At 61.9% G+C, this 25,197-nt stretch carries 22 protein-coding genes and 1 tRNA gene; 6 read left to right on the forward strand and 17 right to left on the reverse strand.

What is annotated here, in order from left to right; genetic code table 11:
• Positions 1–79: 79 nt before the first annotated feature.
• The 3 genes from lon to ACSSVQ_RS02855 form a co-directional block, all read right to left on the reverse strand.
• Positions 80–2,530, reverse strand: coding sequence for an endopeptidase La (gene lon, locus ACSSVQ_RS02845; protein ID WP_293328445.1), 2,451 nt, complete (start codon positions 2,528–2,530; stop codon positions 80–82).
• Positions 2,531–2,789: 259 nt separating this feature from the next.
• A complete protein-coding gene (gene clpX / locus ACSSVQ_RS02850) occupies positions 2,790–4,055 on the reverse strand; it encodes an ATP-dependent Clp protease ATP-binding subunit ClpX (protein ID WP_293328446.1) in 1,266 nt (421 codons plus the stop codon).
• 285 nt (positions 4,056–4,340) lie between these two features.
• Positions 4,341–4,988 (reverse strand): ATP-dependent Clp protease proteolytic subunit, encoded by a 648-nt coding sequence (locus ACSSVQ_RS02855; RefSeq protein WP_454180745.1) that lies wholly within the window; start codon positions 4,986–4,988, stop codon positions 4,341–4,343.
• 189 nt (positions 4,989–5,177) lie between these two features.
• On the opposite strand from ACSSVQ_RS02855, the gene ACSSVQ_RS02860 reads away from it, so the two are divergent.
• A complete protein-coding gene (locus ACSSVQ_RS02860; RefSeq protein ID WP_454180746.1) occupies positions 5,178–5,432 on the forward strand; it encodes a hypothetical protein in 255 nt (84 codons plus the stop codon).
• 9 nt (positions 5,433–5,441) lie between these two features.
• Here the strand turns inward: ACSSVQ_RS02860 and ACSSVQ_RS02865 are convergent, their stop codons facing one another.
• Both ACSSVQ_RS02865 and ACSSVQ_RS02870 read right to left on the reverse strand, forming a co-directional pair.
• The gene (locus ACSSVQ_RS02865; protein ID WP_454180747.1) at positions 5,442–5,960 is read right to left on the reverse strand and encodes a GNAT family N-acetyltransferase; all 519 of its coding nucleotides are present in this window, start codon (positions 5,958–5,960) and stop codon (positions 5,442–5,444) included.
• Between the two features lie 23 nt (positions 5,961–5,983).
• Positions 5,984–7,114, reverse strand: coding sequence for a type III PLP-dependent enzyme (locus ACSSVQ_RS02870; protein WP_454184638.1), 1,131 nt, complete (start codon positions 7,112–7,114; stop codon positions 5,984–5,986).
• Positions 7,115–7,549: 435 nt separating this feature from the next.
• Between ACSSVQ_RS02870 and ACSSVQ_RS02875 the strand changes: the two genes are divergently transcribed.
• Positions 7,550–8,380, forward strand: coding sequence for an aldo/keto reductase (locus ACSSVQ_RS02875; RefSeq protein WP_454180748.1), 831 nt, complete (start codon positions 7,550–7,552; stop codon positions 8,378–8,380).
• 74 nt (positions 8,381–8,454) lie between these two features.
• On the opposite strand, the gene tig is transcribed toward ACSSVQ_RS02875, so the two are convergent.
• The 4 genes from tig to ACSSVQ_RS02895 all read right to left on the reverse strand — a co-directional run bounded on the left by tig (position 8,455) and on the right by ACSSVQ_RS02895 (position 12,278).
• Positions 8,455–9,834: a trigger factor gene (tig, locus tag ACSSVQ_RS02880; protein WP_454180749.1), complete on the reverse strand. Its 1,380-nt coding sequence runs from the start codon at positions 9,832–9,834 to the stop codon at positions 8,455–8,457.
• Between the two features lie 36 nt (positions 9,835–9,870).
• Positions 9,871–9,955: transfer RNA gene (locus tag ACSSVQ_RS02885), tRNA-Leu, on the reverse strand.
• 136 nt (positions 9,956–10,091) lie between these two features.
• The gene (locus ACSSVQ_RS02890; RefSeq protein ID WP_454180750.1) at positions 10,092–11,627 is read right to left on the reverse strand and encodes an NAD(P)H-hydrate dehydratase; all 1,536 of its coding nucleotides are present in this window, start codon (positions 11,625–11,627) and stop codon (positions 10,092–10,094) included.
• A gap of 60 nt (positions 11,628–11,687) precedes the next feature.
• Positions 11,688–12,278, reverse strand: a complete 591-nt coding sequence (locus ACSSVQ_RS02895) for a histidine phosphatase family protein (RefSeq protein ID WP_454180751.1) — start codon at positions 12,276–12,278, stop codon at positions 11,688–11,690.
• A gap of 116 nt (positions 12,279–12,394) precedes the next feature.
• Here ACSSVQ_RS02895 and ACSSVQ_RS02900 point away from each other — a divergent pair, with 116 nt between their 5' ends.
• The gene (locus ACSSVQ_RS02900; RefSeq protein ID WP_293329079.1) at positions 12,395–12,766 is read left to right on the forward strand and encodes a DUF4870 family protein; all 372 of its coding nucleotides are present in this window, start codon (positions 12,395–12,397) and stop codon (positions 12,764–12,766) included.
• A 117-nt stretch (positions 12,767–12,883) separates the two neighbouring features.
• Here the strand turns inward: ACSSVQ_RS02900 and ACSSVQ_RS02905 are convergent, their stop codons facing one another.
• The 3 genes from ACSSVQ_RS02905 to ACSSVQ_RS02915 form a co-directional block, all read right to left on the reverse strand.
• Complete coding sequence (locus ACSSVQ_RS02905) at positions 12,884–13,540, reverse strand: transglycosylase domain-containing protein (protein WP_454180752.1); 657 nt, start codon at positions 13,538–13,540, stop codon at positions 12,884–12,886.
• A gap of 119 nt (positions 13,541–13,659) precedes the next feature.
• A complete protein-coding gene (locus ACSSVQ_RS02910) occupies positions 13,660–15,213 on the reverse strand; it encodes an acetyl-CoA acetyltransferase (protein ID WP_454180753.1) in 1,554 nt (517 codons plus the stop codon).
• A gap of 127 nt (positions 15,214–15,340) precedes the next feature.
• Positions 15,341–15,997, reverse strand: a complete 657-nt coding sequence (locus ACSSVQ_RS02915; protein WP_454180754.1) for an alpha/beta hydrolase — start codon at positions 15,995–15,997, stop codon at positions 15,341–15,343.
• A gap of 35 nt (positions 15,998–16,032) precedes the next feature.
• On the opposite strand from ACSSVQ_RS02915, the gene ACSSVQ_RS02920 reads away from it, so the two are divergent.
• Complete coding sequence (locus tag ACSSVQ_RS02920; protein ID WP_454180755.1) at positions 16,033–16,659, forward strand: hypothetical protein; 627 nt, start codon at positions 16,033–16,035, stop codon at positions 16,657–16,659.
• A gap of 10 nt (positions 16,660–16,669) precedes the next feature.
• Here the strand turns inward: ACSSVQ_RS02920 and ACSSVQ_RS02925 are convergent, their stop codons facing one another.
• Entirely contained in the window at positions 16,670–17,848 is a 1,179-nt protein-coding gene (locus ACSSVQ_RS02925; RefSeq protein WP_454180756.1) for an aminotransferase, read from the reverse strand.
• A 344-nt stretch (positions 17,849–18,192) separates the two neighbouring features.
• Here ACSSVQ_RS02925 and ACSSVQ_RS02930 point away from each other — a divergent pair, with 344 nt between their 5' ends.
• Together ACSSVQ_RS02930 and glnA are read left to right on the forward strand one after the other, a co-directional pair.
• The gene (locus tag ACSSVQ_RS02930; RefSeq protein WP_293329084.1) at positions 18,193–18,531 is read left to right on the forward strand and encodes a P-II family nitrogen regulator; all 339 of its coding nucleotides are present in this window, start codon (positions 18,193–18,195) and stop codon (positions 18,529–18,531) included.
• A 195-nt stretch (positions 18,532–18,726) separates the two neighbouring features.
• Positions 18,727–20,136, forward strand: a complete 1,410-nt coding sequence (gene glnA, locus ACSSVQ_RS02935; protein WP_293329085.1) for a type I glutamate--ammonia ligase — start codon at positions 18,727–18,729, stop codon at positions 20,134–20,136.
• Between the two features lie 87 nt (positions 20,137–20,223).
• Here glnA and ACSSVQ_RS02940 read toward each other — a convergent pair whose 3' ends face one another.
• The 4 genes from ACSSVQ_RS02940 to ACSSVQ_RS02955 all read right to left on the reverse strand — a co-directional run bounded on the left by ACSSVQ_RS02940 (position 20,224) and on the right by ACSSVQ_RS02955 (position 25,122).
• Positions 20,224–21,021 (reverse strand): N-acyl homoserine lactonase family protein, encoded by a 798-nt coding sequence (locus tag ACSSVQ_RS02940; protein ID WP_454180757.1) that lies wholly within the window; start codon positions 21,019–21,021, stop codon positions 20,224–20,226.
• Positions 21,021–21,788: a VOC family protein gene (locus ACSSVQ_RS02945; RefSeq protein WP_454180758.1), complete on the reverse strand. Its 768-nt coding sequence runs from the start codon at positions 21,786–21,788 to the stop codon at positions 21,021–21,023. Before ACSSVQ_RS02945 ends, ACSSVQ_RS02940 begins: the two co-directional genes overlap by 1 nt.
• A 522-nt stretch (positions 21,789–22,310) precedes the next feature.
• Positions 22,311–23,810, reverse strand: a complete 1,500-nt coding sequence (locus ACSSVQ_RS02950; protein ID WP_454180759.1) for an SLC13 family permease — start codon at positions 23,808–23,810, stop codon at positions 22,311–22,313.
• A 1-nt stretch (position 23,811) separates the two neighbouring features.
• Complete coding sequence (locus ACSSVQ_RS02955) at positions 23,812–25,122, reverse strand: NADH:flavin oxidoreductase/NADH oxidase family protein (RefSeq protein ID WP_454180760.1); 1,311 nt, start codon at positions 25,120–25,122, stop codon at positions 23,812–23,814.
• Positions 25,123–25,197 lie beyond the last annotated feature (75 nt).

A 25,197-nucleotide genomic window follows, 5' to 3' on the forward strand; every position in this document is an offset into this window, starting at 1 on the left:
CGTTCTTCGCATATGCAAAAACGGGGGCCTTGCGGCCCCCGTTTACAGTTTCATGTCAGTGGCTTGCGCCTGTTTCCGCTCAGTGAGCCGTCACATTGCCGGCTGCGCCGGGCTGACGTGCCGCAGCGGCCTGTTCGGCCACATAGGCTTCCTCGTCCCACTCGATGGGCTCCGGCGGGCTGGTCAGAGCCCGGGCCAGCGCCTCGTCGATATTGTCCACCGGCACGATTTCCAGCGCGTTTTTCACGTTGTCCGGAATATCGGCCAGATCCTTGGCGTTATCCTGCGGGATCAGCACCGTCTTGATGCCGCCGCGCAGCGCCGCGAGGAGCTTTTCCTTCAGGCCGCCGATCGGCAGCACACGTCCGCGCAGCGTGATCTCGCCCGTCATCGCCACGTCCTTGCGGACGGGGATGCCGGTCATGATCGAAACGATGGCCGTGGTCATGGCCACACCCGCCGACGGGCCGTCCTTCGGGGTCGCCCCTTCCGGCACATGGACGTGAATGTCCTTGCGGTCGAAAAGCGGCGGCTCGATGCCGAAGCGGGTCGCCCGGGCGCGCACGAAGGAGCTTGCCGCCGAGATCGATTCCTTCATGACGTCGCGCAGATTGCCCGTCACGGTCATCTTGCCCTTGCCGGGCATCATGACGCCTTCGATCGTCAGCAATTCGCCTCCGACCTCGGTCCAGGCAAGGCCGGTCACGATGCCGACCTGGTCTTCGCCCTCGGCCTCGCCGTAGCGATATTTAGGCACGCCCGCATAGTCCTCGATGTTCTCTTTGGTGAGCTCGACGGACTTCTTGTCGGTGGTGAGGATCTCCTTCACCGCCTTACGGGCAAGACTGTTGATCTCGCGCTCGAGGTTACGCACACCGGCCTCGCGCGTGTAGACGCGGATCAGGTGGCGCAGAGCGTCATCGTCGATGGACCATTCGCCCTTTCGCAAGCCATGGCTCTCGACGGCCTTGTCGATCAGATGACGGCGCGCGATCTCCACCTTCTCGTCCTCGGTGTAGCCGGCGATCCGGATGATCTCCATACGGTCGAGCAGCGGGCCGGGGATGTTGAGCGTGTTCGCCGTCGTCACGAACATGATGTCGGACAGGTCGTAGTCCACTTCGAGATAGTGGTCCGCGAAGGTGCCGTTCTGCTCCGGGTCGAGCACTTCCAGCAGCGCCGAAGAGGGATCGCCACGGAAGTCCGCACCCATCTTGTCGATCTCGTCGAGCAGGAAGAGCGGGTTGGTGTGCTTTACCTTCTTCATCGACTGGATGACCTTGCCCGGCATGGAGCCGATATAGGTCCGCCGGTGACCGCGGATTTCCGCTTCGTCGCGTACGCCGCCGAGCGACATGCGCACGAATTCGCGGCCCGTGGAGCGGGCGATCGACTTGCCAAGCGAGGTCTTGCCGACGCCGGGCGGGCCGACGAGGCAGAGGATCGGGCCCTTCAGCTTGTTGGAACGCTGCTGAACGGCGAGATATTCGACGATCCGCTCCTTGACCTTCTCCAGGCCAAAGTGATCCGTATCCAGAATTTCCTGCGCGGCGTTCAGATCCTTTTTCACCCGGGCCTTCTTCTTCCACGGGATCGAGAGCATCCAGTCGAGGTAGTTGCGCACCACCGTCGCTTCCGCCGACATCGGGCTCATCTGCTTCAGCTTCTTGAGCTCGGCCTGAGCCTTCTCGCGCGCTTCCTTGGAGAGCTTGGTCTTTTCGATCCGCTCTTCCAGTTCGCGCAGCTCGTCCTTGCCGTCGTCGCTGTCGCCGAGTTCCTTCTGAATGGCCTTGAGCTGCTCGTTCAGATAGTACTCGCGCTGCGTCTTCTCCATCTGGCGCTTCACACGGCTGCGGATACGCTTTTCCACCTGCAGCACGCTGATCTCGCCTTCCATGAGCGAGTAGACGCGCTCCAGACGCGAGGTCACGGAGGGCATTTCGAGAAGCTCCTGCTTCTCGGGCAGCTTGATGTTGATGTGGCTCGCAATCGTATCGGCGAGCTTGGCGGAGTCGTCGATCTGGCCGATCGAGGCGGTCACCTCCGGCGGCACCTTCTTGTTGAGCTTCACATAGCTCTCGAACTGAGTGACGACCGAACGCGCCAGCCCTTCAAGCTGATCGTCATCTTCGGATTCCTCCTCGATGACTTCGATCTCGGCCTCGAAGAATTCCTCATTGCCGGTGTAGCGCTTCACGCGGGCGCGCTTCACGCCCTCGACCAGCACCTTCACGGTATTGTCGGGCAGCTTCAGCAACTGGAGCACGGTCCCGACGGCGCCGACTTCATAGATTTCATCCGTAGCAGGATTATCGTCCGCTGCGTTCTTCTGGGCGACCAGAAGAATCTGCTTGTCGTCCTGCATCACGTTTTCGAGCGCGCTCACCGACTTTTCGCGTCCGACGAAAAGGGGCACGATCATGTGCGGAAACACGACGATATCGCGGAGCGGCAGAACCGGAAGCGTCAGCTTGTCGCCGCCACTCACGTCGCCTGCGGAACCTTCAGCTTTTTCATTTTCGTCAGACATGCTCATACCTTCCGTTACGCCCGCAGCCTGGAGACTAGCATTCTCATTATGAATGAATGCTGATCGCCGTCCTCAAGGGGTCAGCTTACCCGGATTCGGATAGCCGTGAGAGCGATCGCTTTCTGGGGGAGGCGCACCAACCGGATGGGGGGCGCCGCGCAGACCCGAAACTGCAGGACTTTACTCTGTTGATAAAGAAATGGCCTTGAAAGCCCGTGCTTTCAAGGCCATCCCCAAAATCGGGAAAAATCCTTTCGGATCAGGCGCTTGTCTCTACGTCATCCTGCCGTTCGGCATAGATGTAGAGGGGACGCGCCTTGCCCTCGACCACTTCGTGGCCGATGACGACCTCTTCGACGCCCTCAAGCGCGGGCAATTCGAACATGGTGTCGAGCAGGATCGATTCCAGAATCGAGCGCAGGCCGCGCGCGCCGGTTTTGCGCTCGATGCCCTTTCGGGCGATCGCCCGCAGCGCTTCCTCGGAGAAAGTGAGCTTCACATTCTCCATATCGAAGAGGCGCTCATACTGCTTCACCAGCGCATTCTTCGGCACGGTCAGGATCTGGATCAGCGCATCCTCGTCGAGGTCTTCCAGCGTCGCCAGAACCGGGACACGACCGACGAATTCGGGAATCAGGCCGAATTTCAGCAGGTCTTCCGGCTCAAGCTCCTTGAGAAGCTCGCCCACCTTGCGTTCTTCCGGCGAGGAGACGTTGGCCGAGAAGCCGATGCCCTGCCCCTTGCCGCGCCCGGCAATGATCTTGTCGAGACCCGCAAAGGCGCCGCCGCAGATGAACAGGATGTTCGTCGTATCGACCTGCAGAAATTCCTGCTGCGGGTGCTTGCGACCGCCCTGGGGCGGCACGGAGGCAACGGTGCCTTCCATGATCTTCAGCAGCGCCTGCTGCACGCCTTCGCCCGACACGTCCCTCGTTATGGAGGGGTTGTCGGATTTGCGGCTGATCTTGTCGACCTCGTCGATATAGACGATGCCGCGCTGCGCCCGCTCGACATTGTAGTCGGCCGACTGCAGCAGCTTCAGGATGATGTTTTCCACATCCTCGCCGACATAACCGGCTTCGGTCAGCGTCGTCGCATCCGCCATGGTGAACGGCACATCGAGGATGCGCGCCAGCGTCTGGGCCAGAAGCGTCTTGCCGCAGCCCGTGGGGCCGATCAGCAGGATGTTCGACTTGGCCAGTTCGACGTCGTTGTTCTTGGCGGCGTGGTTCAGGCGCTTGTAGTGATTGTGAACGGCCACGGCCAGCACGCGCTTGGCGTGGGCCTGCCCGATCACATAATCATCGAGCACCTCGTTGATTTCCTGCGGCGAAGGCACGCCATCCCTGGACTTCACCAGCGAGGACTTGTTCTCCTCGCGAATGATGTCCATGCACAGCTCGACGCACTCGTCGCAAATGAAAACGGTCGGCCCCGCAATAAGCTTCCTGACCTCGTGCTGGCTCTTGCCGCAAAAGGAACAGTACAGCGTGTTCTTGGAGTCGCCGCCGCTAACCTTGCTCATAGAAACTCCTTAGGCAGTTACCCGCAGGACGGGCCGAATGAATATTCCCATGCACCAACCGTGCCTGTCCTGCGGTGCGGGATCAAGTGACCGCGCAATTTCTTACGCGCGACGCCGCAAATCGGATCGGATCCCGTCACCTGTCCGACATACGAGCATGTTACCCAATGCCGGATCAACATTTCATTACGATGGATCAATTGACCCGGGAATGGGCAAAAGGCCCCGATTCGAGGCATTTCCGTCGCCTGCGAAAGCCGCCGCCCGATAGACACAAGAAACGGATTACTCCGCCTTGTCGTCGGAGGAAGAAGCCTCTTCGGAGGGGCCGCGCGCCACACCGACATGGTCGATCAGACCGAATTCCTTGGCCCTTTCGGGGGTCATGAAGTTATCGCGTTCCAGCGCATCCTCGACCGCCTTCAGCGACTGACCGGTGTGATTCACATATATCTGGTTGAGACGCTCGCGGATTGCGAGGGTTTCACGCGCGTGAATCTCGATATCGGTAGCCTGGCCCTGGAAGCCGCCGGAGGGCTGGTGCACCATAATCCGGGCATTGGGCAGCGCGAAGCGCATGCCCTTTTCGCCCGCCGTCAGCAGCAGCGAGCCCATGGAAGCGGCCTGGCCCATGCAGACGGTCGAAACGGGCGGCCGGATATGCTGCATCGTGTCGTAGATCGACAGGCCGCTCGTCACCACGCCGCCGGGCGAGTTGATGTACATCGAGATTTCTTTTTTGGGGTTTTCCGCCTCGAGGAAAAGGAGCTGCGCGGTAATCAGCGTCGCCATGCCGTCTTCCACGGGGCCGGCCACGAAGATGATCCGCTCCTTCAGCAAGCGCGAAAAGATGTCATAGGCGCGTTCGCCCCGATTGGTCTGCTCGACCACCATCGGCACGAGATTCATATACATATCGAGCGGGTCTTTCATGGTCACTCCTGAGCGTCGGCTCTCTTGAGTCTCTTCGGGCTTCGGTCCGGCGTAGAGCGGCTGCGGGCCCGGGGCCTTCCAGCCCCTTCGTTGCGTCTCCCGCGCCGCAAGGCACCTGACGACTATGGCTAATGTGATTCGGTAAAAGGTCGGTTCAGAACTCTAGCGCATAGACCAATATAGGGTCAGATGCTGAAGATTTCCTCCCCTCTGCGCGAAGGGTCTTGCGCATTTTTCAGCGCAGCCTCAGGACGAGCCATTCTCCCGGCCTGGCGCAGGCGCCTCGGCCCGGTCTTTCGCTTCTTCCGGCGCGCCTGGGCACCCTTTCTCCCGCATCAACCGCCCGACCTCGCGATTGCGGACCAGAAGCGCTTCGGCCTCTTTTTTCTCAGTGTCCGACAAATCGATGAAAAACAGCATGCCGGGTACCAGCACGGCACCTGACGCCCGCCATCAGGCCGCGACGGCCTCGCTTGCCGGGGTCTCGCGGATATTGGTCAACATGCCGCTCACACCGGACATCGCACCTGCCACGAGTTCGCGGGCCAGAAACCGCTCGGGCGCGACCCAGCCGGGCATATCCAGCCGACGGGCAAGCGCCCGGGTGAAGCCGAAGCGGCGGTAATAGGGCTCGTCACCGACCAGCACCACGATGCGATGGCCCTGCGCGGCTGCGCGGGCAAGGCCTTCACGCATGAGAGCGGCCCCCACACCCTCCCCCTGCGCCGCCGGCGCGGTGACGAGCGGGCCCAGCAGGAGCGCGGGCGTTGTGCCCGCGATCTCCACCGGCCAGAAGCGCAGCGAACCGACAACGCCCTCCCCGCCATCCGCCACGAGCGAAAGCGAGTCGACCGGCGGCACGCCGTCGCGAAATACATAGACCGTCTTGGCAAAACGCTCCGGGCCGAAAGCCTCGGCGACGAGCGCTTCCACCACCGCCGTATCGGCGGTGGTCTCAAGCCTGATTTTCATGTCCGTAATCCCTGGCCTGCCCGTCAGATGCAGACGGCCGCCAGCGGCGGGAAGCCGTTGAAGGACACCGCCGAATAGGTGGTGGTGTAGGCGCCGGTCGAGAGGATCCAGACCTTGTCGCCCGCGGCCAGCGTGGCGGGCAAGCGGTAGTCGGTCTTCTCGTAGAGGATGTCGGCGCTGTCGCAGGTCGGACCGGCAAGCACGACGGGCACGGTTTCGTCGCCCTCACGCGGGGTCAGCAGGCGGTATTTGATCGCCTCGTCCATGGTTTCGGCAAGGCCGTGGAACTTGCCGGCATCGAGATAGACCCATCGTCGGTCGTCGTCACCGCCCTTGGAGGAGACGAGCACCACTTCGGACTGGATGACGCCGGCATCGCCGACCACGCCACGGCCGGGCTCCAGGATCACATCCGGCTGATTGTCGCCGAAGTGACGGAGAAGCGCCTCGCGGATCGCCGCGCCATAGGCGGGGATTGACGGCACATCGGCGCGATAGCGAGAGGGGAACCCGCCGCCCATATTGACAAGGCGCAGGGTCACGCCCCGCTCCGCCAGACGGCGGAACAGCGACACGGAAAGCTCCAGCGCGCGGTCATACTGCGTCAGGTCGGTCTGCTGGGAGCCGACGTGAAAGGAAACGCCGTAAGCGTCGAGGCCCATCTCCTTCGCACGGACGAGCAGATCCACGGCCATATCCGGCTCGCAGCCGAATTTGCGCGAGAGCGGCCATTCCGCGCCTTCGCACTCCATCAGTACACGGCAATAAACCTTCGAGCCCGGCGCCGAGCGCGCGATCTTTTCCAGCTCCTCGATGCTGTCATAGGCGAACATGCGCACACCCAGCTCGTAGGCGGCGGCGATGTCGCGCTCCTTCTTGATCGTGTTGCCGAAGGAAATGCGGTCCGGGGAGATGCGATGCGCCAGGCAAAGCTCGATCTCGCCCATGCTGGCGGTGTCGAAGCAGGCGCCGCGCTTGGCCAGACGGTCGACGATTTCGTCGGCGGGGTTCGCCTTCACCGCATAGAAGATGCGCGCTTCCGGTACGGCATCGGCCAGCTCGCCGAAATTATGTTCGACGATATCGACATCCACCACCAGACAGGGCGACGGCAGATCGGCGGTCGCCAGATAGCGCGCGATCTTGGGCGGCATGCCGCCACGCTCCTGCGGCAGCTCGGGCGCGCTGGGCACCAGATAGAGCTGGGGCTTGCGCCGGATGCGGCGCTTCGGGGTCTGGTTGTTGCGGGAAGAGATGCGGGAACGGGCACTCCGGCCCGGCTCGGAAGCGAACATCGTAAACACCCTTTTTCAGACCCGGTCGTTTGTCCGTTGCGACCGGCGTGATCCAAAAAAGACGTTTAACGTCGTTGCATAAACCAACTAGGGGCCAGCGGCACGTGCGTGTGCGTCTTGTGAGGCGCGGGAATAAGGCTTCCGGGGCGGCGACGCAACCGATTTTTGAGACTGCCGGAAATTTTTTTCGATGCGCCCCATACCGGTGTCTTTCGGCAGCCGGGTAGCATCCCGTCGCGGGGCCACCTAAGTGAGTTAGTGTCAGATCGCGAAGCAGCCTACGGAGGTGTCGAAATGAAAATTGTGGAAGCCAACAGCGCGAAAATCCCGGCCATCGGACTCGGCACTTACCGGCTCAAGGGCGAAGATGCCACCCGGGCCGTGACGCACGCACTCGAGATCGGCTACCGGCATATCGATACCGCACAGATGTATGACAATGAGGAAGCGGTCGGCAAAGGCATCGCCGCCGCGCCCGTCGCCCGGGAAGAGGTTTTCCTGACCACGAAGATCTGGCCGGACAATTTCAGCCATGGCGATCTGATCGCCGCGGCGAAGGAAAGCATCGCCCGGCTGAAAACCGATTATGTCGACCTCTTGCTGCTGCACTGGCCGAGCAAGACCATCCCTCTCAAGGAAACCATGCTGGCGCTCAACGAAGTGCAGGCCGCGGGCATCGCCAAACATATCGGCATCAGCAATTTCACGACGTCGCTGATCGAGGAAGCGGCCTCGCTGACCTCTGTTCCGCTCACTGTCGACCAGGTGGAGTACCACCCCTATCTGCCGCAGGACAAAGTGCTGAGCGCCCTGCGCGCGCATGGCATGGCGCTGACGGCCTATGCGCCGCTGGCCCATGCCAAAGTCTCCGACGACAAGGTCATTCAGGACATCGCCAAGGCCCATGGCAAGACGCCCGGCCAGATCGCACTGCGCTGGCTCGTCCAGCAGGACGGCGTGATCGCCATCCCCAAAAGCGGCAATCCGGAGCGTCAGAAGCAGAATATCGAGATCTTCGACTTCGAACTTTCGGATGACGAGATGGCCCGCCTCTTCGCCCTGCAAAAGCCCAAGGGCCGGATCATCGACCCCGCCGGCATTGCACCGGAATGGGATGCGGCCTGACCCCAACTTACAGACCAAACGAAAAAGCCCGGAGCTGATGCTCCGGGCTTTCGTCGTTCCGAGAACCGAAATCCTCAGTGATCGTGGTCATGATCGTGGTTGTGGCCGGGGACGTCCGCGTCAGGATCCTCGAACAGCTCGTCCTTGGACACCGGCTTTTCGGTGACCGTCGCCAGTTCGGAGATGTAGTCGACGACCTTGTCTTCGAAGATCGGCGCACGAAGCTCCTGAACGGCCTGCGGGTTCTGCTGATAGAACTCATAGAGCTGACGCTCCTGACCCGGGAACTGACGCGCGCGCTCCGACAGCGCCTGGCTCAGTTCCTGCTCGGTCACGGAGATCGAGTTCTTCTCGCCGACTTCGGCCAGCACGAGACCGAGACGCACACGGCGCTCGGCGATCTTGTTGTATTCCTCGCGCACCTTCTCTTCCGGCTCGTCCATATCGGCGACCGTCTTTTTCTGGTGCTCCAGCTCATGCTCGAGCTGATGCCAGATCGCGTCGAATTCCTGCTTCACCATGGTCGGCGGCAGTTCAAACTCGTGCAGTTCGTCAAGCTTGTCCAGCATGGCGCGCTTCAGGTGCTGATGCGACATGCGGTCGAAATCCGCCTTGATCTGCTCGGTAAGGATTTCCTTCAGCTTGGCGAGATCGTCGAGGCCGAAACGCTTGGCGAATTCGTCATCGATCGTGACTTCGGCGGGCGCTTTCACTTCCTGCACATTCACTTCGAAGACGGCGTCCTTGCCGGCCAGATGCTCCGCGCCGTAATCCGCCGGGAACGTCACCTTCACATCGACCGCATCGCCAGCCTTGGCGCCGACGAGCTGTTCTTCAAAGCCGGGAATGAACTGGCCTGCGCCAAGCTCGATCGCAGCGCCTTCGGCGGAACCGCCTTCAAAGGCTTCGCCATCGATCTTGCCGATGAAATCGATGATGAGCTGGTCGCCGTTCTCGGCGGCTTCGCCTTCGGCGCGCGCCTCGAAGTTCTTCTGGTTCTCGGCGAGACGCTTGAGCGAATCCTGCACTTCCTCGTCGGTCACTTCCGCGACCGGCTTCTCGAGGGAGATTTTGGAGAAGTCCGCAAGCTCGATGGCCGGAACGATTTCGAAGGTCATCTTGTAGGCAAGGTCGGCATTGCCTTCCATCACCTGCTCGACTTCGCCTTCAAGGTCGATATTGGGCTGATAGGCCGGGCGCAGCTCCTGTTCCTCAAGAGCCTTCTGCGAGCTTTCGCCCACCGTCTCCTGGATCACTTCGCTCATGACCTGCTTGCCGTAGGTCTTGCGCAAATGGCTCATCGGCACCTTGCCGGGGCGGAAGCCCTTCAGGCGAACCTGGTTCTTGAGCTCTTCGAGCTTCGTGCCCAGCTTTTCTTCCAGCTCGCCAGCCGGAACCTCGATCTTCAGTTCGCGCTTCAAACCGTCGGCGTTCGTTACAGTGACCTGCATCATCCAATCCGTTTCGTCTCAAAGAGGGGAGCCTGCCAGTGGTGCGGGCGGAGGGAGTTGAACCCCCACGCCTTGCGGCACTGGAACCTAAATCCAGCGCGTCTACCAATTCCGCCACGCCCGCAAGGCCCGTCGGCGGCAGTCCCATACCGGACGGCCGCTCCCGAAAATTGGCGCCCTCTATATCAAGGGGACAGAGGGATTGCCAGCAAAAGCCGCCGTTTGCCCGGTAAAGGGTCGGAGACGCCGTTTTTGGGCGGTCAGGACAGGGTTTCCAGCAGCTCCCGGCGCACCGCGGGGAGCATTTCGGGCATGTCTTCGGCGATGAGACCGGGGCCGAAATAGTGGCCTGCCTCGCCATGGAGCCAGACCCCCGCGGCAGCGGCCTCGAAAGGCGGCATGCCCTGTGCCATGAGGCCGAGAATAATGCCGCCCAGTACATCGCCCGACCCCGCCGTGGCCAGCTCCGGCCCGGCATTGGAATTGACGGCCAGCTTGCCGTCCGGCGAAGCGATAACGGTATCGGGGCCTTTGAGGACGATGACGGCGCCCGCCTGCTCGGCGGCAAGCCGGGCCCGGGCGAGCTTTCCCTTCTTCCCGGCATTCGCGATGGAGAGGTCGGGGAAGATACGTGCAAATTCGCCCTCATGCGGCGTCAGCACCGTCGGACCGGCGAAATAGCCGCGAATGGCAACGAAAAGGTCGCGCGGAATTTCGGCGAATGATGTCAGCGCATCGGCGTCCAACACCATGGCGGCGCCTGAAAGAAGCGCGGCGAGGACGCATTCGCGCGTCGAACTGCCGACGCCTGCCCCCGGCCCGATGAGGCAGGCATTCTTGCGCTTGTCTTCCAGAATGGAGGTCAGCCCGTCCGCGCCCTCGAAGGGGGCCAGCATGATGGCGGTGAGATGGGCCGCATTGATCGCCAGCGCATCGGGCGGCGTGGCGACGGTGACGAGCCCCGACCCGGCCCTGAGCGCGCCGCGCGCGGCAAGGCGTGCCGCGCCGGTATGAGCGGCATCGCCCGAGACCACCACCGCATGGCCATGATCGTATTTGTGAAGCTCCATCGAGGGCTTCGGATAAGCGGGCCACCAGAGGCCGGGCGTGTTGTCGAAGCGGCGCGGGGAAATCTCCTCCAGCACCTTGTCCTCTATGCCGATGTCGACGACATGCACCTCGCCGCATAGCGCGCGGCCCGGCAGTACCCGGTGCCCCGGCTTTGCCCGGAAGAAGGTAACGGTGTGCGCCGCCCTGAACGCGGCTCCGCGCACAAGGCCTGTGTCGCCGTCCAGGCCGCTCGGCACATCGACGGCAAGGACCGGAATACCCTCTTGCGTGACATGGCGGATGATCTCAGCGGGCGTTCCCTCCACGTCGCGGGAAAGCCCGGCGCCAAAGATCGCGTCAATGACGAGCGATGCGCCTTTCGCGGCATCCGCGGTGAGGGGATAGACGGGGCCTGCCCAGCGATGGGCCGCCTCGGCGGCATCGCCCTTGAGGCTTTCGCGCGCGCCCATAAGGAAAACCGAGACCTGCCAGCCCCAGTCGCGCAGCAGGCGCGCGGCAATGAAGCCGTCGCCGCCATTGTTGCCCGGCCCGCAAAGGACGGACACCGGCGCCTTTTCGAAATGCGCCACCGCCGCTTCCGCCACGCCACGACCGGCATTCTCCATAAGAACGATGCCGGGCTTGCCGCCGTCGATGGTGAGGCGGTCGGCGCGGCCCATCTCCTCCACCGTGAGGAGCGCGGCGGGCGTTTTTGCCGGGGCGTGGGGAATCAATGAAGTGGCCATGCGCCTATCATAGCCGGGCGATTGTGGCGGCCAATTGGCAAGGAAGCTTCAATTTGCCCCTCAGTTCACCTTGGTGACGGCTTCGCGGCCCTTCTCGATCAGCCGCAGCGTACCGCCGCCCGTCTCGAAGACCGTGACGGAGCAATTGTCCGGCTTGAAGGTCACGAGGCGGTCGTCTTCCATGGCGATGCCCGCCGCGACATTGATGGCGATGAAATGGGAAAAGATCACCGTATCGCCGGGCAGTTCCAGCAGCGCATTAGCGACGCCCTGCCGCCAGGCCAGCAAATCCACATTCTTGGACAGGTGCCCGCCATGCCCCTCGCCCGCCACGGCCTCGGCCCAGGTGCCGGCCATGATCTTGCGCAGCCATTCCCCACGGGATTCGAGGTCGTCGATCGGCGACGGGATTTCGGCGACGCGCGGCTCGACCGCCGGGTCATGGTTCCAGCGCGCCGCAAGCGGCATGGAAGTCTCGCGGCAGCGCTTCAGCGGCGAGGTGAGAATGGGAAGCCTGCCCCCGGCCCGCGCCTCGATTTCATCGGCCACGGCTTCGGCCTGGCTGCGGCCCAGCTCGCTCAGGCCCGGATCGGCGTCGGCGTTCCATCCGGCGGCGGCTTCGCCATGACGGATCATGTAGATGGTGGGCATGTCTTCTCCCCGTTTTCGGCGCGTTACGTTCTGTGAACCATGATGCGGCCCTTATATCGACATGACCGGGAGAGGGCACTACGCTTTCCACATTACAGGCCGTTAAGGAGGACGACATGACCGATTCGCCCGATCCCGTGCAGAGTGCCGTCACATCGACCGGCGACAATATGGACGGGCCCAAGCTCGTTTACATTCTGTATTTCATCGGCTTCGTGGTGGGCATCACCGCGCTTGCCGGCCTTATCGTCGCTTATCTGAAACGCGGCGAGGCGGGGCCGAACGCCACGACACATTTCACGTTCCAGATCCGGACCTTCTGGATCGGACTGCTGTTCAGCTTCATCGGCGCCATCACATCGATGATCGTTATCGGCGTGATCATCCTCTTCGCGACCGTCGTCTGGGCACTGATCCGGCTCATCAAGGGCTTCATGCTCGCGAGCGACGACAAGCCCATTCCCGATCCGGAAACATGGCTCTGGTAAGAGCGAGTCTTTAGCCGACCCGATCCCGTCATTGCGAGCGCAAGCGAAGCAATCCAGAAGCGGTAAATCTCGCGCTGGATTGCTGCGTCGCTATCGCTCCTCGCAATGACATGGCTTTTACCGGCACCCCTCCAACCAGACATCGCCATGATCCATTGGGGCACATTGCGCGGCGACAAGACGTTTAATCCTCTCGACCCTGTCATCGAGTGCCATGTCCTCACCTCTCAAATCGTAATTTGCCGGAGCAATAAGGACAGCGACCAGCCGCAGAAACTCATCTTCGGTAAGTGCGGCGGGAGGGCGCTTGAAGATCGCCTCGCTCGCCCGATAGAAGCCGGTCATCCAGCCATTGGGCCCGCGCCCCATTTCCAGGGTATCGAGCCAGAGCGCCATGATTTGCGCCTTGTCGAGCCGCCTTTCCAATCCGAGGGCATAGCCGGTCTGGCGTATCTTGCCGATTCCAGGGCGAAACCGGTCAAAGGCCAATCGTTTTGACAGAGATTGGGTAACGGTGGTCGCCCCGGCCCCCGTGGTCGTGAAGTCTATGCCGGCATGTTCTGCGAAAGCGGGGTCTTGCACCTTGAGCAAGATCTCCAATCGACCGGGGCCAAGATCACTTCCTCCCAGCCCCGCTGCGATAAGCCTGTCGGCACGTTGCCGCAGTCCATCGGCGTCATGTAGCGCATCGAAGTATCCTTTCGCTCCATACGCTACGGCCAGAAGGAGCAATAACGCCCCGCCATACGCCAGATACTTCAATATACGAGACATTCGCACTCCTACGCCCCCCGTCGATCCGAGACGGTTTGCCGTCTACAGCATACCGGACCGGATAAACGAAGGGGCCCCGAAAGGCCCCTTTTTCTTATTCCGGTTTCTTATTCCGGTTCTCACTCCGGCGTAAAGATGTTGACGCCGTCCGGGTCAGCGACGACCGTGCCCGGCCGTCCGAGCTGGTCGCGCTCCACCATATCCTTGAGCGTTGCCGGATCGTTCGGCGTATGCGCCACGAAGCGTGCGTCCGTATCGTCCAGCCGTCCGAAGACGATGGCGAAGTCCGGCCCTTCGCGGCCATGGACGACCGTATAGGTTTCGATCTTCGCCTTGCCGTTGGGCGTCTCGTCCACGACGGGGTGCTTTTCGGCGTCGATTTCCGCCTGATAGGTGGCGGGCGCCTCGCGCTCCCATTTGCCCTCTTTCGGCAGAGTCGAATAAAGGCCCATGCCGTGCTTGGTCACATACCAGCCATTGGAAGTGCAAAGCCCCTTGGTGCCGGGTTTGGCGCGCAGCTTGTCCATCATGGTGGCGATGGAGTGCATGACGTAGTTGTTGCCCGCGCCGCCGAAGTACGGCAGGCCGCCCGTGACGGTCAGCTCGCGCGGATCGTCTTCCGCAATGCCCAGCGCGTCGCGGCCGATCTGCACGGCGGAGGGGAAGCAGGAATAAAGGTCGATATAGTCGATCTGGGAAATGTCCCAGCCCGCCATGCCGAAGGCCTTCTCGCCCATCTTCCTGATAGCGGGCGAGGTGTAATAGTTCACGCGCTCGGTGGGGAACCAGAGGTCGTTCGCATCGCCGCAGCCATGCAGAAAGACCCATTTCTCCTGCGGAATTCCCAGCTCGCGCGCCTTGCCGACCGACATCATGACGACGGCGGCGGCCTGATCGACCTGCATGATGGCATTCATATACTTCGTGTACGGAAAGCCGATATAGCGGTTGGCATCGGTGACGGTCGCGATTTCCTCCGGCGTCCGCTCGACCGGGAACCAGGCCTGCGGATGCTGCGCGGCGACTTTCGTAAAGGGCGCCATCAGCTTGCCGACGGCGAGCTTGTGCTCCTCCACGGTGCGGCCCTTCTGGCCGCGAATGGCATTTTCGAACATCGGGTAGATGTTCACCGGGTATTGCAGCTTGTGGCGCTTTTCCGTTTCGGTAACGCCAGCCTTCTCGTTGCCGATGTCGATACGGTCCTGGCCGGGGTTCTCGTCATGCCAGTCGAGCACCTTGCCCTGCCCCAGCGCGCGCATCATGGTCGCGAAGCATTCAGAGCCTGCGACCAGCGCGATATCCATCTCGCCCTGCGCAATCTGCTCGGCGGTGTAGTTCACCAGATACTGGGGGGTATTGCCGCCGGTGGGGCCGTAGCATGTCTTGGCCGGATTGGCGCCGATGAGGTTCGACAGCGTTTTCGCCGCATTGGGATAACGGCCAAAAGGAAGGCGCGCACTGTCCGGACTGTCGGTGATGAAGCGGACGCAAGTGACGGTATCGACCACATCCCAGAGCTTCTTGCCGAGCCCGGTATCGGAAGCGGCGGCTTCGGCCGCGTCCGCCATCAGATGCATGGGCGACTTCGCCTTCTCGACATCCTTTTCCTTCTGGACGTTCTGGCCGCAACCGACCAGCACGGGCATGCGATCGTCGAGTTTCACATCTGACATAACTGCCTCTCCCTGCCGCGCCTCTTGCGGGCGCATCGCTATTGGTTATTCGTTGGCGCGAGAATAAGGATTGCTTGCACCCTGTCCAGCAAAGGAGGGCGTCCGGGCCGCATGACGCAGGGGCACACTAGATCAGGTGCTTCTCGCGATAGGCGATGGCGGAAAGGATGAAGCGGGCGCCGATCACCAGCGCCTGCTCGTTCACCGCATGGCCGAGCCCGGGCATGGCCTGCCCGGCGGCAACGAGACCGGCATCGGTGAGGGCCTTCACCGATTCCATCATGGCGTAGACTGGCACCATCTCGTCCTGCTCGCCATGAATAAGCATGACGGGCGGTTTCGACTTCATATCATCGGCCAGCCTGTCCGCACCGACGAGGCCGCCCGCATAGCCCAGGATCGCCGCCGGGGCCTCCCCGCGCCTGAGACCGACGTGGAGCGCCATCACCGTGCCCTGGCTGAAGCCAACCAGCACGAGGCGGGAGCCGTCGAGCCCGAGCCGGGAAAGTTCCTCGTCTATCAGCGTGTCGATGCCACCGCGCACGGCGTCCGCCTCATCGAACATGCGGGGATGGCCGGCGGGCAGGCGCTGCATCCATTGATAGCCGCCATCGGGGCATGGCGTGGGCGCATCCGGCGCGACGAAAGCGATATCGGGCATCGAGCCCTGCCAGTAATCGGCAAAACTCATGAGGTCGGCCCCGTTGGAGCCGAGGCCGTGCAGGAAAACGACCAGCCATTTCGCCTTGCCGCTGGCGGCGTCGCGACGGAGAGTATCAGCCATGGTTCCTCCCTTCAGGCTTCTTACTAACAGGCCCTATGCAAATCGAACTCGTCAAACTTCTAGCAAACCGGCTTATCCGTCACCCCGGCCAAATCGAGCAGTTCTATTGGAGCGGTGACGGTCTTCACATTGGTATTCGGGGATATCCGTGGTGGCTCGACGCTGAGGCAGACCACGATGCAACCGGCAAGATCGAGTTCCATTTTCGGAACATATTTGACGGCGTTATTCGACCGGAAGGCATTGATTTCGATTCAGATGAAATCCTGGAAGACTTCGAGGTAAGTTCGAGCAAGCAGGTCGGATGGACCCAACCGGCAGCCTGGTCCATCTACTGCTCCGGACCAATTCCCGACCCTTTACGGCTATATCGTCGCCTCAACGATTTCCTGTCTCAGGAAGCGTCATTCAGAAGGCCGGATGATTTCTTGAATGGCGCATCGACAATCTCCGGCTTTGAGCAACTTTGCTCGGAACGCTCATTCCTGCTCGTTCGAGGGCCTGACTGCATCAGAGAACTCTTATGCGACGAATTGAAAGCACAATCGGTGTCCTTCAGTGAGGTAAGGACACTCATTCCCCAGCAGAAAGCCTACCTAGTGCGTTTCGGCGATTCGTCGTTCCTCTGTCGGGATGCGGTTGCGGAATTCTCTCAAGAATGACTTGCGGCGCTCATGCGGCGCGGGCTTTCGCCCAGTCGGCGAGGCGCTTGCTCGCTTCGGTCAGGATGCCGTCCTGCTTGCAGAAGCAGAAGCGGGCAAGATGGGTCGGCGCATCGCCGGAATCGTTCGAGTAGAACGCGCTCATGGGCACGGCGGCGACCTTGGCCTGTTCCGTGATCGCGCGGCAGAACTCTTCGTCGGTGCCGTTGAACCCGAGAGGCCGGAAATCGGCAGTCACGAAATAGGTGCCGTCGGCGGGCAGGACTTCGAACCCGGCCTCGGCCAATCCCTTCGAGAGAATGTCGCGCTTTGCCTCCAGCGCGCCGGCAAGCCCTGCGAAATAGTCGTCGTCCTTCCCCAGCCCGTAGGCGATGGCCGATTGCAGGCCGGGGGCCGTGGTGAAGGTCACGAATTGATGCGTCTTGGCGATGACCTCCATCAGCGCCGCGGGCGCGGTGACATAGCCGATCTTCCAGCCCGTCAGGGAAAAGGTCTTGCCCGCCGAGCCGATGCGCACACAGCGCTCGCGCATGCCGGGCAGCGTCATCAGCGGAATATGCTCATGGCCGGAAAAGACCAGATGCTCATAGACCTCGTCGCAGACGGCATAGGCGTCGTATTTTTCCAGAAGCCCCGCAATCGCCGTCAACTCCTCGCGGGTGAAGACCTTGCCGATGGGGTTCATGGGTGTGTTGAGGACGATGAGCTTGGTCCTGTCGCTGAAAGCCGCCTCCAGCGCCTCCACCGGCAGCGACCAGTGCGGCGGCTGGAGGGAGACGGCCTTCACCGTCACGCCCGCCGCCTCTATCACCGGCCGGTAGCTGTCGTAACAGGGCTCGATCAGGATCGCCTCGTCGCCGGGCTGGAGGAGCGCCGTGATACTGTCATGCAGCGCTTCCGTCGCGCCGGAGGTGACCATCACTTCTTTCTGCCAATCGACATCGAGGCCGTAGAAGCGCCTGTTGGCCTCACCCACTGCTTCGCGCAGCGCGGGCAGCCCCATCATGGGCGGATACTGGTTGGGGCCGTCGAGGATCGCCTTCGCCGCCGCCTCCCGAATATCGGCCGGCCCTTCATCATCCGGAAACCCCTGTCCGAGATTAATGGCGCCATGTTCGTTCGCCAGGGCGGACATCACCGTGAAAATCGTGGTGCCGAGAGAGGCGAAGACGGGATTGGCGGGTTTCATATCGGCTCCGTATCCGTGCCATTTCGTTTGCAGGGACCGCTTTTCGCGGCCTGCTGTCCTTGTCGCGGGCGCCGAAAACACTGTCAACCGCGCGCCGATACCCTTCCTGGTCAAAGGCCGCTGGAACGAGCGCAAAACCATTGATATGTTATTGCCTGTAAATTGTTCATTTCGCCTTTTTTATGTGCATCCACGCTGCTCAACAAAAAGGCAAGGCATCGGGTGATGTGCCACTAACCAGCTGAAAAATATATGAAATCGTGCCGCGTCCCAGTTGGCACGGCCCATGCTATTCAGACATCACATGACGGCGGGCACTGAGGCCCAACCACAAGGAACCCCGGATGAAAAAGATCGAGGCGATCATCAAGCCGTTCAAACTCGACGAGGTAAAGGAGGCCCTTCAGGAAGTCGGTCTTCAGGGCATTACAGTTACGGAGGCGAAAGGCTTCGGCAGACAGAAAGGCCATACGGAACTTTATCGAGGTGCGGAATATGTCGTCGATTTTCTCCCCAAGGTGAAAATCGAAGTCGTGCTGAATGACGATACGGTCGGCAAAGCCGTGGAAGCCATCCAGGCGGCTGCCCGCACGGGCCGCATCGGCGACGGCAAGATTTTTATCTCCAATGTCGAAGAGGCGATCCGCATCCGTACCGGCGAGACCGGCTCGGAAGCGATCTAACAGAGCGTAACGGCCGGCCAACCGGCGACATGGCTCACAAGGTCCCAACCGGTGAACTCCGGGACCTCAAAAATATTGGAGGCACATCGCAGCATCCTTGCAGGGGGAACAGCCCCCGGGTTGCTGTATCGTTTCAAGTTGAGGGGGCGGCCAGATCATGAGCAGCCCCCATCGAGAACAGGGAAAGAGGATCAAATGGCTGACTTCAATTCGGTCCAGGCGCTGATCAAAGAGAAGGACGTGAAATACGTCGATCTGCGCTTCACCGATCCGCGCGGCAAGATGCAGCACGTCACGTTCGACGTGAACATGTGCGACGAAGACTTTTTCGCCGAGGGCACGATGTTCGACGGTTCGTCGATCGCCGGCTGGAAGGCGATCAACGAGTCCGACATGATCCTGCTCCCGGACATCGAAACCGCGGTAATCGACCCCTTCTACGCCCAGACCACGCTCGCGATTTTCTGCGACATTCTGGAGCCCTCCACCGGCGAGCCCTATGGCCGCGACCCGCGTGGCACGGCGAAGCTTGCCGAGGCCTATCTCAAGTCCACCGGAATCGGCGACACGGTCGTGTTCGGCCCGGAAGCCGAATTCTTCGTGTTCGACGACGTGAAGTTCTCCACCGAGCCCTACAACACGGGCTTCGCGGTGGACAGCGTCGAGCTGCCGACCAATTCCGACACGGAATACGAGACGGGCAACCTCGGCCATCGTCCGCGCACCAAGGGCGGCTATTTCCCGACCAACCCGATCGATAGCGGTCAGGACCTGCGCGGCGAAATGCTGACGGTCATGGGCGAGATGGGCGTCGAAATCGAAAAGCACCATCACGAAGTCGCCGCGGCCCAGCACGAGCTCGGCATGAAGTTCCAGACCCTCACCAAGGTCGCCGACCACCTGCAGATCTACAAGTATGCGATCCACAACGTGGCGCATGCCTTCGGCAAGTCGGCCACCTTCATGCCGAAGCCGGTCTTCGGCGACAACGGCACGGGCATGCATTGCCATCAGTCGATCTGGAAAGAGGGCAAGCCGCTCTTCGCCGGCAACAAGTATGCCGACCTTTCCGAGGAATGCCTGTGGTACATCGGCGGCATCCTGAAGCACGCCAAGGCGCTGAACGCCTTCACCAACCCGTCCACCAACTCCTACAAGCGTCTGGTGCCGGGTTACGAAGCGCCGGTGCTGCTGGCCTATTCGGCCCGCAACCGTTCGGCCTCCTGCCGTATCCCTTACGGCACGTCGCCCAAGGCCAAGCGCATCGAGATCCGTTTCCCGGATCCGACGGCGAACCCCTATCTCGCCTTCGCCGCGATGATGATGGCCGGCCTTGACGGCATCGATAACAAGATCGATCCGGGCGCGCCGATGGACAAGAACCTTTACGATCTTCCGCCGGAAGAGCTGAAGGACATTCCGACCGTTTGCGGCTCGCTGCGCGAAGCGCTTGTCGCGCTCGACGAGGACCGCGACTTCCTGAAGAAGGGTGGCGTGTTCACCGACGACCAGATCGAGGGTTACCTCGAGCTCAAGTGGGAAGAAAACATGCGGTACGAAATGACGCCGCATCCGGTCGAATACGACATGTACTATTCCTGCTAATCCTGTCGGATATGCAGAACGGCAAGGGCCGGAGCGAAAGCTCCGGCCCTTTTCGTTTGCGGGGTCGTCTGCAGGCTGCTTGCGGGGTCAGGCCGCACCGGCGGCGCCCTCTTCCCAGAGCAATGTAACGGCGGGTCTCGTTTCCCAGAGAGAAGGCTCGTGATGGATGAGGATGGTCGCACCCTCCTCGCCCAGATCCGCCAGCCGGTCGGCACTTGCCTGCGCTTCCTTCTTGTCGAAGGTCAGCCCCGGCGGTTTGCGGGCCGCGAGCTGTCCGGCCGTATAAAGCGCATCGCCCGTCATCACGAAACGGCGGCCCGAGGGGAATGTCACCTGAAGGCTCTGATGGCCGGGCGTATGGCCCACCGTCGAGATCAGCACCAGCGCGCCGTCGCCAAACACATCGAAACTGTCGTCATATTCGATCAGCTCCAGCGACTGGCCGTCGCCGAAAAAGTCGTCGCGTACATAGCCATGCTTGCCGGTGTCCATCAGCCCCGTGGCGTGCTCGTATTCGCTGCGGCGCGCCAACACGGTCGCTTTCGGAAAGAAGCGGTTCATGCCGCAATGATCGTTGTGGAGATGGGAGTTGATGATGAAACGAATGCGCGAGGCTTCGATGCCCGCCTGCTCCAGACGCGCAAGCAGCGTCTCGCTCTCTTCATAGTCCGGCACGGTGACCGTGGTCGCGAGCTTGCCCCAATAGCCGATCGGATCGGTGCAGACACAAGGATGCATGCTGGTATCCCAGACGACCAGACCTTCGGGATGCTCGATCACGAAACACATGGAGGGTACGCGGCGCAGTTCGCCCCGGATACCGCCCCCTTCGAGCAGGCCGGTATCGACGCCGATATGACCGCAGCAGGCGGAAAGGAGCTTCATCAGACCGCCTCCAGCAAAGCGAAATCCACGCCGCCTATCCGCACCGTGTGCCCGCTCACCGGCAAGCCGAGCTGACGGGCCTTCTCCAGCGCCTTGCCGCGGTCGCGCATGGCAATGTCGATGCCGACGACCCCGGTGCCATCCTCATCCACCGGATCGACGAAACGGATGACGCCGCGCGCCAGGCGCACTTCCGGGCCGTCATCGGCCATGGCCACTTCGCCCTGAAGAAGCTCGCCCCATCTCTCGGCGAGTTTGCCCGGTGCGCGAGACTGGATGGAGACGGCGCGAATGCCGGTCGCATTGTCGCTGCGCGCATTCCGCCAATCCTTGCCCGCAGGCGGCCAATCGCTGTCGGGATCGAACCAGTCTTCCACACCGGTGACGGAATCGACCGAGGTCAGCACGCCGCCAAAATCGCCGGGATGGAAATGGGTAAAGACATAGGTTCCGTCATGCTCGGCGATCTTGCGTGCCCCGAGCCCCAGAATGCGGTCTCGATGCGCATGGGCATCGTCGGATTGCAGGATGACCATGTACCCCGCATCGCCGCCCCGCCTGTGGAGGTAGCGCCGCGCCGAGGCGTCGTCCTTGATCGGCTGCACCACCTCCAGAAACTCGCCGCCCACCGGCATGACGGCATTGACGAGACCGAATATGCCGACGCCCGGATCGTTATAGGCGACCGTCAGACCCAGCACGTCGCAAAGCGGCTTCACCACCGGATCCAGATCATGCGCAACCAGCGCAATCTGCCTCAACCACATCTCGCCCTCCCTTTTTATTCCGTATACGTTTTTTCTTTTAGTTCGTGTACATCTCTTTTTTCTGCATCCCGTTCGGTCAGCAATGTTGACCAACAAAATTGTCGCATCCCACTAATTTCGTTGACGTTTTCGCCGCGACGGGCGTAGCATTTACTCATCAATCAACGGAGGAGGTTTCGAAGATGACCCCACCGGCGCAGGAAATCTCCTGCTGAATATGACACTACACTCACCGTCCCTCGACGCGCATCTAATGCGCCGCCGCGCCAGCCAATCATATAGGCCTTTGCGCGAGGAAATTGCTGGTGTCGGAGGTCCAGACCAGACGAGCGCCACTGAGCGTGCGACAATGACGATGAGCCTATATTCGGGTTTACATCCCCGAAGGAGTGCGGAAAGCACATCCAGATAGCAACCCCGCAAGGAACGCCCGACAGGATGACCGGGGCTTCCGATTGAGCGGGGTTGCGCCGTTGACGTCTCATCATCCGCTACCCCCTCCCTTCTCTCTCCTCTTCAGCTTCATGCGGCCCAGTCCGGCACCACGCCGTGCTGGATGCCGAACACGATGGGCGCCAGCCAATAGGTCATGGCAACGATGAGGACAAGAAAACCGATATTGAGCCAGACGCCCGCCCGCGCCATTTGCGGCAGGGTGAATTTGCCACTGCCGAAAACGATGGCATTGGGCGGCGTGCCCACCGGCAGCATGAAGGAACAACTGGCCGCCAGCGCCGCCGGCACGGCCAGCAGCAACGGGTTCTCGCCGAGGCTGATCGCCATGGCGGCGATGACCGGCAGGAATGTCGCCGCCGTCGCCGTATTGCTAGTCAGTTCGGTCAGCAGAAGAATGCAGACGCAGACCAGCGCAACCAGCGCCAGAAGCGGCATGGCACTTGCCCCGTCGAAGAGACTGCCGATCCAGCTCGCAACGCCCTGCCCCTCGATCGCCGCGGCAAGGCTGAGCCCGCCGCCGAACAGCAGGAAGACATCCCATGGCAGGCGCTTTGCGGTCTGCCAGTTCATCAGGAATTCGCCCTCGCGCAGATTGACCGGGATCAGGAAGAGCGCGATGCCGCCTGCCATGGCAATGGTGGTGTCGTTGAGAAGCGGCAGCCAGTCCTGCAACAGGGGCCGAAACACCCAGGCGGATGCTGTTGCCGCGAACACGATGGCGACATGCTTTTCCGGGCGGCTGATGCGCCCGAGATTTTCACGTTCCGCCGCGATCAGGCCGTCGACGCCCGACATCTCCACCCTGTCCAGCCGGAAGAGGACCCGCGTCAGGAACAGAAAGGTCAGCGGCAGGCCGATCAGCACGATCGGAATACCGAGTAGCATCCATTGGGCAAAGCCGATCTGATAGCCATAGGTCTGGTTCAGAAAGGCGGCGAGCAATGCATTGGGCGGCGTGCCGATCAGCGTGCCCAGCCCGCCAATGGTCGCGCTATAGGCAACCGACAAGAGCAGTACCAGCGAGAAGTCAGCCGCGCCCGACTTGGCCTCCTTGCTCACCGCCTGGTCTTCCACCAGCGCGATGACCGACATGGCAATCGGCAGCATCATGAGAGAGGTCGCGGTATTGCTCACCCACATGGAAAGCATCGCGGCCGCGAGCATGAAACCGGCAACGATATGGCTCGCCTTGTGGCCCATAATGCCGATCAGCGCGAGGGCGATACGCCGGTGAAGGCCCCACCGCTCCATCGCCAGCGCGATCAGAAAGCCGCCGAAGAAGAGAAAGATCAGCGGATGCGCATAGGGGCTCGTCACCTGCTTGATCGACGCTACATCCAGCGCGGGCAACAGGACCATCGGCATGAGCGAGGTCACCGGGATAGGCACCGGCTCGCAGATCCACCATGTCGCCATCAGCGCGGCGACACCGGCGACCAGCCAGCCTTCCCCGCTCAGGCCCGCGGGCGCGGGCAGCACGAATGTCAGCAGGAGCAGAGCCGGGCCCAGTATGAGCCCCAGCTTCTGCCGCCCGCCATAGGCCGGTTCCGTTGCCGCCGAGGTCATATCAGCTCCGCTTCATCGCTTTGGCGGTTTTCGTCTCGTTCTTCTGATAGTTCCGGAAGGCGGAGAAGGCCCCCATCTTCAGGTCCGGGTCCTTGCCGTCGCCCATGCGGATGATCTGGAGACAGAACCAGCCCTGCTGCCCCCAGCCGTTCAATGCCTTGATGAGGTTGATCGGGCTGTTGGGACCGAGCGGGCCGGGCCCGATGCGAAGCGTCTTTTCATAGGTCGGAGTTTCCTCCGCCTGGCCGGAAAGGAGCTTACCGGGAATGGCCGAATCGACGCAGAGCGGCCTTGCAAGGCCGACCACATCCATCTCGCCGCTCGCCAGCGCCGCATTCATGCCGGCAACGCTCCTGAAGCCGCCCGTAACCATAAGCGGCATGGCGACCGTCTTGCGGATATCGGCGGCATATTCGAGGAAATAGGCTTCGCGCGCCACGGTGCTCTCGCGCCGCGTCTCGGACTTTTCAGGATGGAGCGTCATGTCGTCGGCGCCGATCATGCGCGGCTGCTCATAGGTGCCGCCGGACACTTCGAGCAGATCGACTGCTTCGTCGTTGAGCCAGCCCGCGACCTTCATCGATTCCTCATGGCTGAAACCGCCGCGCTGGAAGTCTGCGGAGTTGAGTTTCACCGAAACCGGGAAATCGCCGCCGACGGCCTTGCGCACGGCACGCACGGTTTCGAGCAGCAGGCGGGCACGGTTTTCCAGTTTCTCCCCGCCCCATTCATCGTCGCGCGTGTTCACATCGGGCGAGAGAAACTCGGAAATGAGATAGCCATGCGCGCCATGGATCTGAACGCCACTGAAGCCCGTGTCGCGCGCCACAGTGGCCGCATGGGCAAAGCGCGCGATCACATCGAGGATTTCATCGCCCGTCAGCGCCTTGGGCTTGCCGAACTGCGCGCCGGGCATATCGAGCGGCTTGTCGGTCGGCCCGGCAGGCGTCGGGTTCACCAGCGCGGGCGTCTGGCGGCCCGCATGGCTGATCTGCATCCACAGATGCGTGTCGTTGACGGTGCCCGCCTCCGCCATGGCGCGGAGCCTGTCCAGCGCGTCGCTCGATTGCGGGCCGTCGATGGCGATATTGCCGGGACGCTCCAGATAGCGGCGATCCACCTGGACGTTGCCGGTCAGCAGCATTCCGGCCCCGCCCTCCGCCCATCGGCGGTAAAGGCGCACATGGCGCTCCGTCGCCCGGTTTTCCGGATCGGCGAGCCCTTCCGTCATGGCTCCCTTGGCAAGGCGGTTTTTTAGCGTGGCGCCGCAGGGCAACGTCAGGGGCGTGGCGATGGTCGGCTTTTCCGTCATGAGTTCCTCCCGATTTCCTTGTTACGGGCATTTTGCACGGGTCATCGCGAAACGAAAGCGCGGGACGCGCATTGC

This window comes from Parvibaculum sp. MBR-TMA-1.3b-4.2, from assembly GCF_053628815.1.